The 14,726-nt window shown below is 65.9% G+C and carries 17 protein-coding genes and 1 CRISPR repeat array; of the genes, 10 read left to right on the top strand and 7 right to left on the bottom strand.

Annotated features, from left to right (window positions below):
- Positions 1-22 precede the first annotated feature (22 nt).
- The gene (gene sppA, locus F604_RS0108220) at positions 23-955 is read left to right on the top strand and encodes a signal peptide peptidase SppA (RefSeq protein ID WP_019551238.1); all 933 of its coding nucleotides are present in this window, start codon (positions 23-25) and stop codon (positions 953-955) included.
- Complete coding sequence (locus F604_RS0108225; protein ID WP_019551239.1) at positions 949-1,386, top strand: RDD family protein; 438 nt, start codon at positions 949-951, stop codon at positions 1,384-1,386. The genes sppA and F604_RS0108225 overlap by 7 nt, the downstream gene beginning before the upstream one ends.
- Positions 1,387-1,931: 545 nt before the next feature.
- A CRISPR array of direct repeats spans positions 1,932-2,753; the repeat unit is 29 nt; unit sequence CGGGCCATCCCCACGTGCGTGGGGACTAC.
- Between the two features lie 186 nt (positions 2,754-2,939).
- Here the strand turns inward: F604_RS0108225 and F604_RS0108235 are convergent.
- Positions 2,940-3,335 carry a metal-sulfur cluster assembly factor gene (locus F604_RS0108235; RefSeq protein WP_019551241.1) on the bottom strand — a complete coding sequence of 132 codons (396 nt, stop codon included), beginning with the start codon at positions 3,333-3,335 and terminating at the stop codon, positions 2,940-2,942.
- Between the two features lie 216 nt (positions 3,336-3,551).
- Between F604_RS0108235 and F604_RS0108240 the strand changes: the two genes are divergently transcribed.
- Both F604_RS0108240 and F604_RS0108245 read left to right on the top strand, forming a co-directional pair.
- Positions 3,552-4,247, top strand: coding sequence for a TerC family protein (locus tag F604_RS0108240; RefSeq protein ID WP_019551242.1), 696 nt, complete (start codon positions 3,552-3,554; stop codon positions 4,245-4,247).
- 1 nt (position 4,248) lies between these two features.
- Complete coding sequence (locus F604_RS0108245; RefSeq protein WP_019551243.1) at positions 4,249-4,779, top strand: DedA family protein; 531 nt, start codon at positions 4,249-4,251, stop codon at positions 4,777-4,779.
- A 3-nt stretch (positions 4,780-4,782) separates the two neighbouring features.
- On the opposite strand, the gene F604_RS0108250 is transcribed toward F604_RS0108245, so the two are convergent.
- Together F604_RS0108250 and F604_RS0108255 are read right to left on the bottom strand one after the other, a co-directional pair.
- A complete protein-coding gene (locus tag F604_RS0108250) occupies positions 4,783-5,085 on the bottom strand; it encodes a P-II family nitrogen regulator (protein WP_019551244.1) in 303 nt (100 codons plus the stop codon).
- Between the two features lie 3 nt (positions 5,086-5,088).
- The gene (locus tag F604_RS0108255; RefSeq protein WP_019551245.1) at positions 5,089-6,045 is read right to left on the bottom strand and encodes a sodium-dependent bicarbonate transport family permease; all 957 of its coding nucleotides are present in this window, start codon (positions 6,043-6,045) and stop codon (positions 5,089-5,091) included.
- A gap of 46 nt (positions 6,046-6,091) precedes the next feature.
- Between F604_RS0108255 and purE the strand changes: the two genes are divergently transcribed.
- The 4 genes from purE to F604_RS0108275 all read left to right on the top strand — a co-directional run bounded on the left by purE (position 6,092) and on the right by F604_RS0108275 (position 10,096).
- A complete protein-coding gene (gene purE, locus F604_RS0108260; RefSeq protein ID WP_026329075.1) occupies positions 6,092-6,586 on the top strand; it encodes a 5-(carboxyamino)imidazole ribonucleotide mutase in 495 nt (164 codons plus the stop codon).
- Positions 6,583-7,686 (top strand): 5-(carboxyamino)imidazole ribonucleotide synthase, encoded by a 1,104-nt coding sequence (locus tag F604_RS0108265; RefSeq protein ID WP_019551247.1) that lies wholly within the window; start codon positions 6,583-6,585, stop codon positions 7,684-7,686. Before purE ends, F604_RS0108265 begins: the two co-directional genes overlap by 4 nt.
- A gap of 35 nt (positions 7,687-7,721) precedes the next feature.
- Positions 7,722-8,858 (top strand): phenylacetate--CoA ligase family protein, encoded by a 1,137-nt coding sequence (locus F604_RS0108270; RefSeq protein ID WP_019551248.1) that lies wholly within the window; start codon positions 7,722-7,724, stop codon positions 8,856-8,858.
- A 317-nt stretch (positions 8,859-9,175) separates the two neighbouring features.
- Positions 9,176-10,096, top strand: coding sequence for a carbohydrate kinase family protein (locus F604_RS0108275; protein WP_019551249.1), 921 nt, complete (start codon positions 9,176-9,178; stop codon positions 10,094-10,096).
- On the opposite strand, the gene hisH is transcribed toward F604_RS0108275, so the two are convergent.
- From hisH to F604_RS0108295, 4 genes are read right to left on the bottom strand one after another with little or no spacing between them, the layout of a single operon-like run.
- Positions 10,067-10,663: an imidazole glycerol phosphate synthase subunit HisH gene (gene hisH / locus F604_RS0108280; protein WP_026329076.1), complete on the bottom strand. Its 597-nt coding sequence runs from the start codon at positions 10,661-10,663 to the stop codon at positions 10,067-10,069. The two genes, F604_RS0108275 and hisH, sit on opposite strands and share 30 nt — an antisense overlap.
- Positions 10,664-10,666: 3 nt before the next feature.
- Positions 10,667-11,251, bottom strand: coding sequence for an imidazoleglycerol-phosphate dehydratase HisB (hisB, locus tag F604_RS0108285; RefSeq protein ID WP_019551250.1), 585 nt, complete (start codon positions 11,249-11,251; stop codon positions 10,667-10,669).
- On the bottom strand, positions 11,244-12,287 hold the full coding sequence (locus F604_RS0108290) for a pyridoxal phosphate-dependent aminotransferase (RefSeq protein ID WP_019551251.1): 1,044 nt from the start codon (positions 12,285-12,287) through the stop codon (positions 11,244-11,246). Before F604_RS0108290 ends, hisB begins: the two co-directional genes overlap by 8 nt.
- A 38-nt stretch (positions 12,288-12,325) precedes the next feature.
- Entirely contained in the window at positions 12,326-13,261 is a 936-nt protein-coding gene (locus tag F604_RS0108295) for a thiamine-phosphate kinase (protein WP_019551252.1), read from the bottom strand.
- A gap of 27 nt (positions 13,262-13,288) precedes the next feature.
- Here F604_RS0108295 and F604_RS0108300 point away from each other — a divergent pair, with 27 nt between their 5' ends.
- Both F604_RS0108300 and F604_RS0108305 read left to right on the top strand, forming a co-directional pair.
- Positions 13,289-14,005, top strand: coding sequence for a 2-phosphosulfolactate phosphatase (locus F604_RS0108300; RefSeq protein WP_019551253.1), 717 nt, complete (start codon positions 13,289-13,291; stop codon positions 14,003-14,005).
- Positions 13,993-14,697 (top strand): WecB/TagA/CpsF family glycosyltransferase, encoded by a 705-nt coding sequence (locus tag F604_RS0108305; RefSeq protein ID WP_019551254.1) that lies wholly within the window; start codon positions 13,993-13,995, stop codon positions 14,695-14,697. Before F604_RS0108300 ends, F604_RS0108305 begins: the two co-directional genes overlap by 13 nt.
- The last annotated feature ends 29 nt before the right edge of the window (positions 14,698-14,726 follow it).

A 14,726-nucleotide genomic window follows, 5' to 3' on the forward strand; every position in this document is an offset into this window, starting at 1 on the left:
ACCCTTGTGCTATTTTGGAACCATGAACCGAAAGCGCTGGCTGGCCCTTTTCCTCTTCGTGGCGGTGGCCCTTCTCGTGGTGGGCCTGGGGCGCCTCATCCAGTCCCGGGAAACCGGCCACCCCTGGCGGGAAGCCACCCTGTACGGCCGGGGCGAAAAAGTCGTCCTCCTGGAGGTGGTGGGCAGCATCCCCATGGGGAAGGACCTCGAGGACCTCCTCTCCAAAATCCGCCAGGCCCGGGAGGACCAGGACATCCGGGCCGCGGTCCTCTTCGTGGATAGCCCTGGGGGTAGCGTCACGGAAACCGAGGCCATCCACCGCGCCCTGAAGGACTTGGCCCGGGAAAAGCCCCTGGTGGCTGCCTTCGGCACCGTGGCCGCCAGCGGCGGCTACTACGTGGCCACCGCTGCCCGCGAGATCTTCACCCCGGCCACCGCTGTCACCGGCTCCATCGGGGTTATCGCCACCCTTCCCCAGGTCCAAGGTTTACTGGCCAAGCTGGGCGTTCAAGTGGAGGTCCTCAAGGAAGGCCGGCTCAAGGATATGGGCTCCGGCCTCCGGCCCCTCACCCCGGAGGAGCGAACCCTCATCCAGGGCTACATGCGCGAGGCGTACGAGCTTTTCGTGGCCAGGGTTGCGGAGGGAAGGCACCTTCCTAAGGACAAAGTGCGCCAACTGGCCGATGGCCGCATCTACTCGGGAACCCAGGCCATCGCCCTCGGGCTTGCAGACCGGGAAGGCTACCTGGAAGACGCCGCTAAGCGCGCCGCGGAGCTGGCCGGCCTGGAGGAGTTTCGCCTGGTGCGCTATGTGAAACCTAAAGGCCTGCTGGAGGGACTTCTGGGCGAGGGGTTTCCCCTGGGCCTTTCCTCGGAAACCGAGCAGCTAGTTTCCCTGCTCGGCCAGAACCGGTTTCGCCTCGAGTACCGCTATCTGGGAGGAGGGTTATGGTGATCGCTAGCCCCTGGAGCAGGCTCGTGGCCTCCCTTATCGACGGTCTCATCCTGGTTCCCCTGAGCTTCCTCCTGATGGCCCTGGCCGGGATAAACCCCCTGGCGCAAACCACCACCTTCGTCCAGGACCTCCTCTTCAACTGGATACCCAGCTGGGCCTACTACGTGATCTTCACCGCATTGTATGGGGCAACCCCGGGAAAAATGGCCCTGGGCCTCAAGGTGGTCCGCACGGACGGCCAGCCTGTGGACTGGCTCACCGCCTTTATGCGGGAGGTGGTAGGCAAGACCCTTTCCACCCTGCCCCTCCTCCTTGGCTACCTCTGGGCTTTCTTCCACCCTAAGCGCCAGGCCTGGCATGACCTCATCGCCGACACCCTGGTGGTGCGCTCAGGCCCAGCCAGTGCCAGATCCGAAGAGGGAGCCCCGTAAACCGGGCAAGGCGGTAGAAACCCCCGCACCCCTCTGGATCCATCCCCGAAACAAGGGGAAAGGTGAGGTAGGGCTTTCCGTCCGACGGAAAACAGGCAAGGGGCTACGCTGAGGATGTATGGATAGGCGGGCCATCCCCACGTGCGTGGGGACTACGAGGTGCACCGGGGGGTCCTGGCGGCCCTGACCTTCATAGAGACCAAAAACTACGCCTATCTCCAAAACCAGCGGGTGGGGTTTCTCCGGTGGGTGGCCAAATAAAACGGGGAACGCCCCCCTGGAGGGGCGCCCGTCCTGCACCGGGCTATCGGGAACCCAGGCCCAGCCCGGTGGGTTTGCCCTGATTCTAGCACCCCTTGTAGCGGAGTGCAAGGTGTGCTATCCTAGAGCTAAGCTCGGATAACTCTACCCCCGGGAAGCCCCGGGGGGTTTTCGTGGACCATGACACGGCATGCCCTGACCATCCCCGTCCCCGGGGGCGAGCCCCCACGAGAGTTTCGCATCTTCCCCTTCGGTCGCGTGGAGACGACCAAGGGGACCTTCCTCGGGCCATCCCCACGTGCGTGGGGACTACGCCTCCTCCTCCAGGACGGGCGCGTCCTGCGCCGGGCCATCCCCACGTGCGTGGGGACTACTGGGGCACCATAGCCCGGGCCAAGGGCTCCACCGGGCCATCCCCACGTGCGTGGGGACTACGTGGCGCTCACCCGGAAGCACGTCCTCAAGAACGGGCCATCCCCACGTGCGTGGGGACTACACTACGATGAGGTGTCAGATGAAGCGCGAACCCGGGCCATCCCCACGTGCGTGGGGACTACCGGAGGTGGCTGAGGTACAGCGGGCTGGGCGCCGGGCCATCCCCACGTGCGTGGGGACTACTCCCCGCGCTCCCGAGGGGGGAGGGTTGGGTACGGGCCATCCCCACGTGCGTGGGGACTACGTGGGCCGTGAGGGCCCAGTACTCGTAGGCCGCCGGGCCATCCCCACGTGCGTGGGGACTACGCCATGCGCCGCGCAGGATGGCCCACGCCTCCGGGCCATCCCCACGTGCGTGGGGACTACCTGACTACGAGGTCCTGCCTGACCAGGAAGAGCGGGCCATCCCCACGTGCGTGGGGACTACGCCAGGACACGCGGGCCGTAGGAGCCCACGCGCGGGCCATCCCCACGTGCGTGGGGACTACGTTTCGAGGCCCGGCAGCGCCACGTCAGCAGGCGGGCCATCCCCACGTGCGTGGGGACTACAGGCGGAAAGCTCCGCCAGGGCCGCCCCCCGCCGGGCCATCCCCACGTGCGTGGGGACTACGCGCTCAGGAAGGGGGGCCTTGAGGAAGCGCTCGGGCCATCCCCACGTGCGTGGGGACTACACATGACCCAGACGGCAAAAACCCCCGCCGACCCCCCTCTATGTGTATGTAAAGGGAGCCAGTCCAGATTAGCCTTTCAAGATCCCCCGTGCGTGAGCCCAGGCGCACATCCGGAGCCTAAAAGCCTTCTGTACGCGCCTGGCTCCCTCGCACCTCGAGGCCCACTATACCACCCAGCTGAGCCCCCTACACATTGAACCCGAACATGCGCATCATGCGCTTGCCTTCCTCGGTCATTCTAGCAGGGGTCCAGGGAGGCGTCCAAACGAACTCCACATTCACCCCCTGCACCCCGGGAAGGCGCATCACCGCCATTTCCGCATCTGCCTTCACCATGTCCTGGGCGGGGCAACCGATGGCGGTGAGGGTCATGGTGACGTCCACCACCCCGTTCTCGTGGATCTCTACGTCGTAGACCAAGCCCAGGTCCACGATGTTCACGGGGATTTCCGGGTCGTAGACCACCTTTAGGGCCTCGAGGACCTGTTCCTTGGTGGGCAACCCCTCCCGTACCTCGGCCGGCCCTTCTTTCTGGTGCCGGTCTCCTTCTCCCTCGGGCAGGGCTTCTTGGCGCTCGTCCATAGCTTCAAGGATACCCCCTCCCCGGGCCCTTTGCCTAGACAACCTCACCTTTGCCCTAGACAAAGCGACAAGGATGTGCCACACTATTCCCCGGTTGGGGAGTAGCCCCATGGCCAGCCTCCCGTCAGGACGGGCCTCAGGCCCCGGGAGGCTGGGGGTTCGGGCCCGGGCAAGACCACCGCCAAGGCGGTGGTCTTTTCTTTGGAGGTAAGGGGAATGGAAGCAGGCGTACTTTCGGTGATCCTCATCCTGGTGGCCCTGGAGGTCATCCTCTCGGCGGACAACGCCCTCATCCTCGGGGTCATGGTCCAGAAGCTACCCCCGAGCTTGCGGAAAAAGGCCCTCTTCTACGGCATCCTGGGGGCATACGTGTTCCGGGGCCTGGCCCTCCTCTTCGCCGCCCTGGTCATCAAGCTCTGGTGGGTCCAGGTCCTGGGAGCCGCCTACCTCCTCTACATCGCCTTAAAGCATTTCCTGAAACCTGAAGAGGCCCATGCACCACCTCCTGTAGAGGTGAGCGCCGCCCACTTCTGGAAGACCGTAGCCCAGGTGGAGCTCATGGACTTGGCCTTCGCCGTGGACTCGGTGCTGGTGGCCGTGGCCCTTTCCGACCGGCTTTGGGTGATCTACACCGGGGTCTTCCTGGGCATCCTGGCCTTGAGAATGCTGGCCAGCCTGGTGGTCAGCCTCCTGGACCGCTATCCCCGGTTCAAACACCTGGCCTACGTGGTGGTGGGCCTCGCCGGAGTAAAGCTTCTGGTGGGCGGATGGGACAAGCTGGCGAAGGAAACCCTCCACCGCCCCGAGCTGGCCTTGGGCCTGGACAAGGAGGCCTTTAGCCTCTTCATCCTGGGGGTGCTCCTTTTGGGAAGCCTTTGGGCCTTGCGGAAGCCTGCGGCCCAACCCTCCTGAGATGAACTTTTGGACCTACCTTCTCCCAGCCCTAGTCCTCTTCCTGGAGGTGGGTTTCCCCTTCGGCCTCTTTGTACCCGGAGGGGATACCCTCCTGTTGGCCCTAGGAGCCCTGGCCGGGGAGGGAAAGCTGGCCCTCTTCCCCTTGCTTCCCCTCCTCTTCCTGGGAAGCTACTTGGGGCACGGAATGGGGTACGGACTGGGGCGGATCCTGGGGCCTAAGGTGCTGAAACGCTTCCCCGAAAAGCTAAAGCAGCAGGCCACCAGGCTCCTAAACCGTTTTGGCCCTTCGGCTTTGCTGGTTGCCCCCTTCGTGCCGGGTCTGCGCACCGTGGTGCCCTTCTTGCTGGGGGCCCTGGGCTTTCCCTGGCTACCCTACCTGGCCCTCACCGCCTTGGGAAGCCTCCTTTGGAGCCAAGGGCTCGTGCTCCTGGCCTACTTCCTGGGGGAAAAGCTTTCCCCTTGGCTCTTATGGCCCGCCCTGCTCCTGCTGGCCCTTCTGCCCCTTTTACGCCGCAAGGGCCGGGCCTAGCCCTCAGATGTACTTCTCCCCCCGCACCACAAAAACGTTTTCCACGTAGGCGATCACGGCATAGTGGGGAAAGTAGGCCTCCTGCAAGCGGGCCAGGATCCTAAGGGCCACCTCCTCGGGGACGATGGTTTCCAGGCGGATGTTCTGCCCCTCCCAGTCCAGGCTGCGCATGCCCCGAGAACCCTCCCCCCTTGCGGGCACGATGGTATACCCCTTGGCCCCCAGGCGCTTGATCTCCTCCACCAGCTTCTTCTCCAGGATGCTTTCCGCCACGATGGTCACCAGCTTCAAAGGCACCAGGTTCATGCTTCACCCCCCGATCCACTGGGCCAAGGCGTGGTAGATGGGGATGCCCAAGACCAGGTTAAAGGGAAAGGTAACCGCCAGGCTGGCAGCCAGATACAGGCTGGGATTGGCCTCCGGCAAGGCGATGCGCACGGCTGCAGGGGCGGCAATGTAGGAGGCGCTGGCCGCCATGGCCCCCAAAACGGTGGCTCCTCCAGGGGAAAACCCCACCAGGTGGCCCAGGTAAACCCCCACCGCCCCATGGAACAAGGGAAGCAGGGTGCCGTAAAGAACCAAGCGGAAGCCCACCTGCTTTAAGGCGGCGAACCTCGAGGCCGCCACTATCCCGAGATCCATGAGGAAAAGGGTCAGGGCCCCATAGAAGGGCTCCACAAAGAAGGGCTTCACCCGCTCCATACCCGCCTCCCCGGAAAGGGCGCCCACCAAAAGCCCCCCCACCAGGAGGACCACGCTCTTACCGGTGAGCACCTCCCGGAAAGCCTCGCCCAGGTTTCCGCTTCCCCGCTTGGCCATGAGGAGGGCCACCACGATGCCCGGCACCTCCAGCAAAGCCACCAGGGTAGGCAGAAACCCTTCGGGCCGGTGGCCCACCGCCTGGGCAAAGGTGAGGGCCGCCAAGAAGGTAACCGCGGAAACCGAACCGTAATGGGCGGCCAAGGCCCCAGCATCCAGCCGGCCAAGGCTAAGGAAGCGGCGGGCCAGAAAATAACTGGAAAGGGGCCGGAAAAGCCCCAAACCCAGGGTGGCCAAGGCAGGAAGAAGCACGATAGTCAGGGGCGTTTTGGAAAGCTCCACCCCCCCTTTGAAGCCAATGGCGAAGAGGAGGTAGATGGAAAGCGCCGTGTACATGGCTTCCGGAAAAGCCAGGTCGCTCTTTAGGAGCCGGGCCACCACCCCTAGGGCAAAGGCCAAAACCATAGGGGAAAGGAGGTTGAGGCGAAGGAGTTCCAGGGCATCCATGGCCTGCCTTTTACCACAGGCGGGAAGGCTTGTACAATCCGGTACGATGCGGCCTTTGGTGGGCGTCATCATGGGTTCTAAGTCGGACTGGGAAACCCTGCGCCATGCGGCGGAAACCCTGGAAACCCTAGGCATCCCCCACGAGGTGCGCGTTATCTCCGCCCACCGCACCCCGGACCTCATGGCGGAATACGCCAAGACCGCCAAGGAGCGGGGGCTTTTGGTCATCATCGCCGGGGCCGGGGGGGCGGCCCACCTTCCCGGGATGACCGCGGCCCACACCCCCCTTCCCGTCCTCGGGGTACCGGTGGAGAGCCAAGCCCTAAAGGGCCTGGACTCCCTCCTCTCCATCGTGCAGATGCCCGCCGGTGTCCCCGTGGGTACCCTGGCCATCGGCAAGGCAGGGGCGGTGAACGCCGCCCTTCTCGCCGCCAGCATCGTGGGGCTTTCCCATCCTGAGGTGATGGAGCGCCTTGTGGCCTACCGCAAGGCCCAGACCGAGGCCGTCCTGGCCCACCCTGACCCCAGGGAGGAAGGATGAGGATAGGCATCCTGGGCGGGGGCCAGCTGGGCCGGATGCTGGCTTTGGCCGGGTATCCCTTGGGCCTTTCCTTCCGCTTCCTGGACCCTTCCCCCGAGGCCTGCGCCGGGCAGGTGGGGGAGCTGGTGGTGGGGGGGTTCCTGGAGGAAGGAGCCCTCGCCCGCTTCGCCGAGGGGCTTGACCTCGTCACCTACGAGTTTGAGAACGTCCCCGTGGAGGCGGTCCACCTCCTGGCAAAGAGGCTTCCCGTCCTTCCCCCGCCCAAGGCCCTCGAGGTGGCCCAGGACCGCCTTCTGGAAAAAACCTTCATGCAAAGTTTGGGGGTACCCACCCCTCCCTTCCGGGGGGTGGAGGGCCTCCAGGATCTACGGGAAGGCCTCGAGGCCCTGGGCTTCCCCGCCCTCCTCAAGACCCGCCGGGGCGGGTACGACGGCAAGGGCCAGGCCCTTCTCACCTCATGGGAGGAAGCGGAAAAAGCCTTTCACGCCCTAGGGGGCAAGGGATTGGTCCTCGAGGGCTACATACCCTTTGACCGGGAGGTTTCCATCCTGGGGGTGCGAAGCCGCACGGGCGCGCTGGCCTTCTATCCCCTGGTGGAAAACCGGCACCAGGGGGGCATCCTCCGCCTCTCCCTGGCCCCGGCCCCCGGGGTCTCCGAGGCCCTGCAGAGGAAGGCGGAGGATTACGCGCGGAGGGCGCTTATGGCCTTGGACTACACGGGGGTTCTTGCCCTGGAGTTCTTCCAGGTGGGGGAAGAGCTCCTCTTCAACGAGATGGCCCCCAGGGTACATAACTCCGGCCACTGGACCCTAGAGGGGGCAGAGACGAGCCAGTTTGAAAACCACCTTCGCGCCCTTCTGGGCCTCCCCTTGGGGAGCACCGCACCCCGGGGGTATAGCGCCATGGTGAACCTCATCGGGCTTAGGCCCGACTTCGGAGAGGTCTTAAGGCTAAAGGGGGCCCACCTCCACTGGTACGGGAAGGCGGTGCGGCCGGGGCGGAAGGTGGGCCACATCACCCTAAGGCAGGATCGCTGGGAAGGCCTAGAGGAGGCCCTGCCCCGCCTGGTCGCCCTGGCCCAGGTACCCGTGGGCCCCTAGCGCCCCGGGGTATAATCCCCGGCAAGGAGGCCCGTATGGAAAGGTTGGCCAGGCTCAAGGAGGTTCTGCGCGCGGCCAAGGCCCACCCCCTTTACCAGGAGAAGCTCAGCGGGGTGGATCCGGAAGGGTTCACCCTGGAGGATCTGCCAAGCCTTCCCCTCACCACCCGGGAGGAATGGGTGGCCTTCCTGAAGGAAAACCCCAGGCCCCCGGAAGGGGCGAGCCTCATGCACCTCACCCCCAGCCCCCTCTTGGGCTGGATGCCCGAGTACCTCTCCCCAGACGACCTCCGCTACCAGGCGGAGGCCCTGGCGGCCCATTACCAAAGGCTTGGCCTGGTGGGCAAAAAGGTGCTGGTGGCCTTCAGCTACCACGTATTCGCTGGGGGGTGGCTCTTCCACGAAGCCCTATTGCGGGCAGGAAACCTGGTGCTGCCCCACGGGCCCGGGGAAGCGGCCCGCATCGCCGAGATAGGGCGGACCTACGGGTTTGAGGTCCTGGTGACCAACCCCTCCTTCGCCCTCAAGGTGGGCCAGGCGGGAGGGCGCTTTCCCCTCCTTTTGGCGGGAGGGGAGCCCTTCACCTCCGTGCCCGGTTTCCGGGAAAGGGTGGAGGCCGCCCTGGGGGGGGTGGCCCTGGACGCCTACGGCACCAGCGAGCTCGGCATCGTGGCCGGAGAGGGTTTAGAGAAGGAGGGCCTGTGGGAGATCCCGGAGATGGCGGTCCTCGAGGTCTTAGACCCCGAGACCCTCAGGCCCGTGCCGGACGGGGAGAAGGGGGAGCTCGTGGTCACCGCCCTAAGCCGCACCCTCATGCCCATGGTGCGCTTCCGCACCGGGGACCTAGCCGTGGCGGAGAGGCGGGGAGGGCTCACCCTCCTCCCCCGGGGGGTCTTCGGCCGGACAGACGCCATGGTGAAGGTGAAGGGGGTGAAGCTCTACCCCACGGAGCTTGGGCCCATCCTTGCGGGCTTCGGCCTGGACCCTAAGGGCTTCCAGGTGGTGGTGGAGAGGAAGCTGGAGGGCACAGACAAGCTCGTCCTCCGCCTGAAGGCGGAGAGGGTGCCGCCCGGGCTCATGGAGGCAGTCCAGAGGGCCACTGGCCTCAAGGTGGACGAGGTGGAGCTTGTCCAAGAAATCCGGGGGGCATTAGTAGAAGACCACCGCTTCTGAAGGCTTCTACCCCCTACGGGGCTATCAACCTTCCTCGGGGGGCGCCTCCTGGACGCCCCCCATGCGCCTTGTTTCATGTATCCCCGGTTTGGTCAGCCTGTGTCACGCGTTAGCGTATCTTGAGGGCTATCTTGGAAACCGGGGGATTATAGCTCCCCCACACCCCCTCTTTTCTCTAAGCCCCCCCTCTCCGCCCTGGGATTTTCCTCTTCTCGTTATTTTTTTCTCATAAAAAGGCGCTAAGCTTTTTGGGAGAACCCAAGGCTCCTTGGTGTAAGATGAGGGTAGAATCCCCGTGCCTTGGGCAAGGAGGGAAGATGCGGTTTTTCGTGCTGGGCGACGTTTCCGTGGATTTGCTTTTCTTCGTGGAGCGCATCCCCGAACCCGGGGAGGAGCTTCCCGCCCGAAGGGCGCTCATGAAGCCCGGGGGGGCGGGGGGGACCCTGGCAGCCCAGCTCGCCAGCCTCGGCCACCGGGTCTATCTAGCGGGCCGGGTGGGCCAAGACCCCTTCGCCGAGCTCGCCCTGAGCCGGGTACGGGAGGTGGGGGTGGACCTCAGGTACCTCCAGGAAGACCCGGAGCACACCACGAGCTCCGTGCTCATCCTGGTGGTGCCCGGGGGGGAAAGGGCCATGGTGAGCGCCGAGGGGGCAAGCCGTTACCTGGACCCCGCCCTCTTCAAGCCCCGCTTCCTGGACCAGGCGGACGCCGTGGTCCTCTCCGCCTACGCCCTGGTGGGGGGGCCCTCCCGAAGCTACGCCGCAGAGGTCCTCGAGGCGGCGAGGAGGCGGGAGATGCCCGTCTTCGCCGACCTGGGCACAGGGGCGGTGCGGGCGGCGGGACGGGAGCTCCTCAGGCACCTCCGGGGGGTGGATTGGCTTCTCATGAACCAGGCCGAGCTCCTGGCCCTCACCGGGGCCTCCTCCCTCTCCGGGGGGATCGCGCGGCTCCGGGAGGAAGGCTTCCGGCACCTGGCCATCAAGGTAGGGGCCATGGGCTCCATCCTGGTCACCCCGGAAGGGGAGGAACTCCTGGAGCCCTATCCGGTGGAGGACATCGTGGACTCCACCGGGGCGGGAGACGCCTACACCGCCGCCTTTGCCCACGCCCTCCTCTCGGGGAGAAGCCCCCTCGAGGCCGGCCGCCTGGCCAATCTGGCGGGGGCCCTGGCCGCCACGGGCCTGGGGGCCCAAGGGCGGCTCCTCCGCCTAGAGGACCTGGAAGTAAAGGCGCGCTAGGGCCAAAAAGGCGAGGCCCGCCCTTCCGCTCTTCTCCGGGTGGAACTGGGGGGCCAGGAGGTTCTCCCGGGCGAGGAGGGCGGTGAAAGGGGTGCCCTCGTACGCCCCCACCCCCAGGGAGTGAGGGGTAAGAGGGCCGTAGTAGGAGTTGGCGAAGTAGAAGTGGCGGCCCGAAAGGGAGGCAAAGGCCCCCTGGAAGGCCAGGGCGTTCCACCCCATCTGGGGCACCCTCCCCACCCTAAAACGGCGCACCTCCCCCGGGAAGAGGCCAAGGCCCTTCACCCCCGGCGCCTCCTCGCTTGCCTCGTAGAGGACCTGCATCCCCACGCAGATCCCCAGAAAGGGAAGGCCCCTTTCCAGGTGGCGGAGAACCCGCTCCACAAAGCCGCTTTCCCGGAAAGCCCGCATCACCTGGCCGAAGTGGCCCTGGCCGGGAAGGACCAGGAGGCTGGCCTCGAGGTGCGCCCGGGGGTCCGAGGAGACGCTGACCTCAAAGCCCGCAGCCTCCAACGCCTTGGCAGCACTTCGGAGGTTCCCCGAACCGTAGTCGATGAGCAGGGCCTTCATGCCCTAAAGCACCCCCTTGGTGCTGGGAAGCTCCTCCCCCGTGATCCGGGTCGCCCGGTGGAGGGCCCGGGCCAAAGCCTTAAAACTGGCCTCCACCACATGGTGCGCCTCCCTGCCGGAAAGAAGCCGAAGGTGCAGGGTGAGGCGGCCGTGGTTGACGAGCCCCCTTAGAAACTCCCTGAGGTGGTAGTGGTTCACCCCACCCGCCTCCCCCACCACGGGCCAGGTCTCGGGCCGGTACTCCAGATGGGGCCTCCCCGAGAGGTCCAAGACGCAAAGCACCAGGGTCTCGTCCATGGGGGCGAAGGCCTCGGCGTAGCGTTCCACGCCCCTTCCCTCCCCCAAAGCCTCCCTTAGGGCCTGGCCCAGGGTGATGCCCACATCCTCCACCAAGTGGTGCACGTCCACCTCGAGGTCCCCCCTGGCCTCCACCTCCAGGAGAAAACGCCCGTGGCGCTGGAGCTGGAGGAGCATATGGTCCAGGAAGGGAAGCCCCGTGGCCACCTTACCCCCAGGGGGTCCATCCAAGCCCAGGCGCACCCGCACCCAGGTTTCTGCGGTCGCCCGCTCCACCGTTGCCTCACGCATAGGCCACCTCAAAGGCCGCCTTCAGAAAAGCGTCCATCTCCTCCTTGGAGCCCACCGTCACCCGGATGCACCCAAAAAGGCCTGGGTAGTGGTCCTGCCTTCGCACCAGTATCCCCTGGGCGAGAAGGTGGCGGAAGGCCCTCTCAGCATCCGGGGTCCGCACCAACAGGAAGTTGGTGTGGCTCCTATAGGGCTGCCAGGTGGGATGGCCCCTAAGCTTCGCATAAACCCGCTCCCGCTCGGCTCGCACGTGGGCCGCCACCGCCTCCACGTAGCCGGGGTTTTCCAGGACCACCTCCAGGATGGCCGCAGTGTGGGCGGGAAGGACAAAGGGAGGAAGCACCTCGCGGACAAGGGCGGCCACCTCCGGCGAGGCCAACAAATAACCCGCCCTCACCCCTCCCAGGGAGAAGGCCTTGGAAAAGGTGCGCAAAAAGGCCACATGGGGGTTTCCCCGCCCCAAGGGGCTAAAGTCCGAGCCCGCAAACTCCCGGTAGGCCTCGTCCACCACAAGGAGCCCCCCCACCTCCCTCGCCCGCTCCGCCAGAGCCTCTAGGGCCTCCTCGGGAAAGAGGGCCCCCGTGGGGGCGTGGGGATTGGGAAGGAAAAGCACGCCCCCCGTGAAGGCGGCAAGGAGGGCCTCCAGGGGAAGGGCGAAGCCTTCTAAGAGGGGCACCGCCCTCCGGGGCGTCCCCGCCACCCGGGCGGCGTGGGCATAGTGGGGAAAGGAGGGGACGAGGTCCAAAACCTCCTCCGCCGCCACCGCCAGGGCCAGGATGAGGAGGTTGGACCCGGGAGCCAGCACGATGCCCTCCTCGGGCCAGTCCAGAAGGTGCGCCAGCCTCCTTCGCAAACCCTCAGCATGGATCTCCGGGTACCGGTTCCAGGGAAGCCGGGCCAGGCGCCTAAGGGCCTCTTCCTTCAAGGAAGGAGGAAGGTCAAAGGGGCTTTCGTTCTGGTCCAGCTTCACCGGGGCCTCCACCTTCTTGTAGGGGTACGGGGCCAGGCCCCAAAGGTGCGCCTTAAAGGCCCGCATGGGTCAAGTATAGCCAAAGGGCATGGGCCCCCATTGGGCTAGAAGTGGGTGTAGCCTTTCCGGGGCACGGGCCTTCCCTGGAAGTACACCCCGTTCCCTTGCCCTATGCGGCCCGCAAGGAAGAGGGGAAGCCCTGCCTCCTCTGCCCGGGCCAGGGCCTCCGCCTCCCCCTCCTTTGGCACCACCAGGACCGCCTCGAACTCCTCCCCCCCGTAAAGCACCAGCCCACGCGCCTCCTCCTCCCCTTTGGCGAAGGCCAGGACATCGGGGTATATGGGAAGGGCCAGAAGATCCACCCGCACCCCGAGATCCGCAAGCTGCCAAAGGGTTTCCGCCAGGCCGTCGGAGGAGTCCAGGCTGCCCCGGAGAAGGCCCTTGAGGCTTAAGAGCTCCAGCCGGGGCAAAGGGTAGAAGGCAGCTTCCCGGATAGCGGGAAAAGCCCCCAGATCCCGCCCCTCGTAGTGGGCCCTTATGGCTGCCCCCGTCCTTCCCCAGCGGTCCCCCGCCAGGTACAGGAGGTCCCCGGGCAAGGCCCTACGGGGCACGGGAACCTCCGTCCGGGCGAAGCCGGAAACCGTAAGGGCCACCTCCGGCCCGGCGTTGGTGTCCCCTCCCAAAAGGGGAGCCTGAAGCCGCCTCGCCGCCTCCGCCGCCCCCTTTACCAGCTCCAGGACGAAGGCCTCCTCGAGGTCCTCCGGCAAAAAGAGGCCCAGGGTAAACCCCAAGGGCCTCCCCATCTTGGCGATGAGGTCCGAGGCCGTGGCCGCCACCCCCCTAAAGCCCACCTCAAAGGGCCCCATCCCCGAGAGGGCCACCTCCCGGTAGAGAAAGCCATCGGTCTTCAAAAGCCAGGCCTCATCCCCCATCCAAACCCCGCCGGCATCGTCCCCCGGGGGCAAGGGAGCCCCCGGGGGATAGCCGATTGTGGCAAGCTTCCCAAGAAGCGCCCTCTCCCCCAAGTCTTTAAGCCGCATACGCTCAGGCTAGGGTATCATGGCGAGGTGTGCCGGGTTGACCTTTGCCGAACACCGGCCCCTGGCCCCTTGGTCCTGGTGGAGGTTATCCCCGCAGGAAGCCTCCTCACCTTGCTCCTGGCCCAAGGAGCCCTGGAGGTCTGGGTAACCCCAGGGCCCAAGGTGGCCCGCCTCCTGGCCCAGGAGCTAGGGGGGGAAACCCTGCTATTGGGGGAGGTGGAAGGCTTTCCCCCGGAGGGCTTCCATGGCCGCCTTTCCCTGGTGGAACTGGAAGGGATAGACCTCAAGGGGAAGCGGGCCATCCTGGTGGCACCGGCCCTCAACCAAAGCCTCGTGCCTGGGGAAGAGGAGGTGTACCTGGCAGGTTTCCGTAACGCCAAGGCCGCCTTGGAACTCCTACGCCCCATCCAGGGCCTCGTGCTCCGGCCTGCCGGGGCCCCCGAGCCCCTGCTTTCCGCGGTGGTGGCGGCAGGCTTTCTGCAGAAAAAACTCTCCCCTGAGGCTCCCTTAAGCCTGGCTTCTGCCCTCCTTAAGGCCTTTCCCGACCCCCAGGAGGCCCTTTTCCAAAGCCTGGAGGGCCAGGCCCTCCACAAGGAGGGGCGCACGGAGGAGCTGGCCCGGGCCAGCCTCATCGGGGTGGACCCGGTGGTACCCAGGCTTGCCGGGGTACGCTTCTTCCCCAAGGCGGAGTTCGGCCTGACCCAGGACCGCTACGCCCAGAGGTTTGTGGCATGGAACGGGTAGAACTCTTAGGTCTTCCCCTGGACCCTGTGGGGATGGAGGAGGGCCTGGCCCGAATCCAGGGCTTCCTAAAGAAGGAAGGCACCCACCAGGTGGTCACCCTGAACCCGGAGATCGCCGTGCGGGCCCAGGAGGACCAAGCCCTCAGGCAAGCCATCCTCGAGGCGGAGCTGGTAACCCCGGATGGGGTGGGCATCCTCTGGGCTGCCAAAAGGCTTTTGGGCCTGGAACTTAAGGAGCGGGTCACCGGGGTGGACCTCACCTTGGCTCTATTGGAGCGCTTTCCCGGGATCCGGGTCTACCTCCTGGGGGGCAGGCCCGGGGTGGCGGAGCGGGCCGCCGCGGAGGCGAAGAGGCTTGGAGCGGAGGTGGTGGGTTTCCACCACGGCTACTTCCAGGAGGAAACCACCATAGTGGAGGAAATACGAGAAAAAGCCCCCGACCTCCTCCTCGTTGGCATGGGGGAGAAGCAGGAGGTCTTCATCCACCGCCATAAAGCCCGCCTGGGGGCCAAGGTGGCCATCGGGGTGGGAGGCACCCTGGACGTGCTAGCCGGCGAGGCCAAGCGCCCTCCGGTCTGGGCCCAAAGGCTTGGCCTGGAGTGGCTTCTCAGGGTGGGCCTGGACCCCAAGCGGTGGAAGCGGGCCCCCAGGCTTTTCCGCTTCGCTTATATGGTTCTTAGGGAAACGCGCTAAGTACCCTCCCCCAAGATTTTCAACTCCAC

The sequence above is a fragment of the Thermus scotoductus DSM 8553 genome (assembly GCF_000381045.1).
Taxonomy (GTDB): domain Bacteria; phylum Deinococcota; class Deinococci; order Deinococcales; family Thermaceae; genus Thermus; species Thermus scotoductus.

Coding starts and splice junctions, on each gene's coding strand:
- hisB (WP_019551250.1), bottom strand. CDS start 11,251: ATGCGTGAGGCAACGGTGGAGCGGGCGACCGCAGAAACCTGGGTGCGG.
- F604_RS0108265 (WP_019551247.1), top strand. CDS start 6,583: ATGAGGATAGGCATCCTGGGCGGGGGCCAGCTGGGCCGGATGCTGGCT.
- F604_RS0108245 (WP_019551243.1), top strand. CDS start 4,249: ATGAACTTTTGGACCTACCTTCTCCCAGCCCTAGTCCTCTTCCTGGAG.
- F604_RS0108270 (WP_019551248.1), top strand. CDS start 7,722: ATGGAAAGGTTGGCCAGGCTCAAGGAGGTTCTGCGCGCGGCCAAGGCC.
- F604_RS0108255 (WP_019551245.1), bottom strand. CDS start 6,045: ATGGATGCCCTGGAACTCCTTCGCCTCAACCTCCTTTCCCCTATGGTT.
- F604_RS0108240 (WP_019551242.1), top strand. CDS start 3,552: ATGGAAGCAGGCGTACTTTCGGTGATCCTCATCCTGGTGGCCCTGGAG.
- hisH (WP_026329076.1), bottom strand. CDS start 10,663: ATGAAGGCCCTGCTCATCGACTACGGTTCGGGGAACCTCCGAAGTGCT.
- sppA (WP_019551238.1), top strand. CDS start 23: ATGAACCGAAAGCGCTGGCTGGCCCTTTTCCTCTTCGTGGCGGTGGCC.
- F604_RS0108275 (WP_019551249.1), top strand. CDS start 9,176: ATGCGGTTTTTCGTGCTGGGCGACGTTTCCGTGGATTTGCTTTTCTTC.
- purE (WP_026329075.1), top strand. CDS start 6,092: ATGCGGCCTTTGGTGGGCGTCATCATGGGTTCTAAGTCGGACTGGGAA.
- F604_RS0108305 (WP_019551254.1), top strand. CDS start 13,993: ATGGAACGGGTAGAACTCTTAGGTCTTCCCCTGGACCCTGTGGGGATG.
- F604_RS0108295 (WP_019551252.1), bottom strand. CDS start 13,261: ATGCGGCTTAAAGACTTGGGGGAGAGGGCGCTTCTTGGGAAGCTTGCC.
- F604_RS0108225 (WP_019551239.1), top strand. CDS start 949: ATGGTGATCGCTAGCCCCTGGAGCAGGCTCGTGGCCTCCCTTATCGAC.
- F604_RS0108235 (WP_019551241.1), bottom strand. CDS start 3,335: ATGGACGAGCGCCAAGAAGCCCTGCCCGAGGGAGAAGGAGACCGGCAC.
- F604_RS0108250 (WP_019551244.1), bottom strand. CDS start 5,085: ATGAACCTGGTGCCTTTGAAGCTGGTGACCATCGTGGCGGAAAGCATC.
- F604_RS0108290 (WP_019551251.1), bottom strand. CDS start 12,287: ATGCGGGCCTTTAAGGCGCACCTTTGGGGCCTGGCCCCGTACCCCTAC.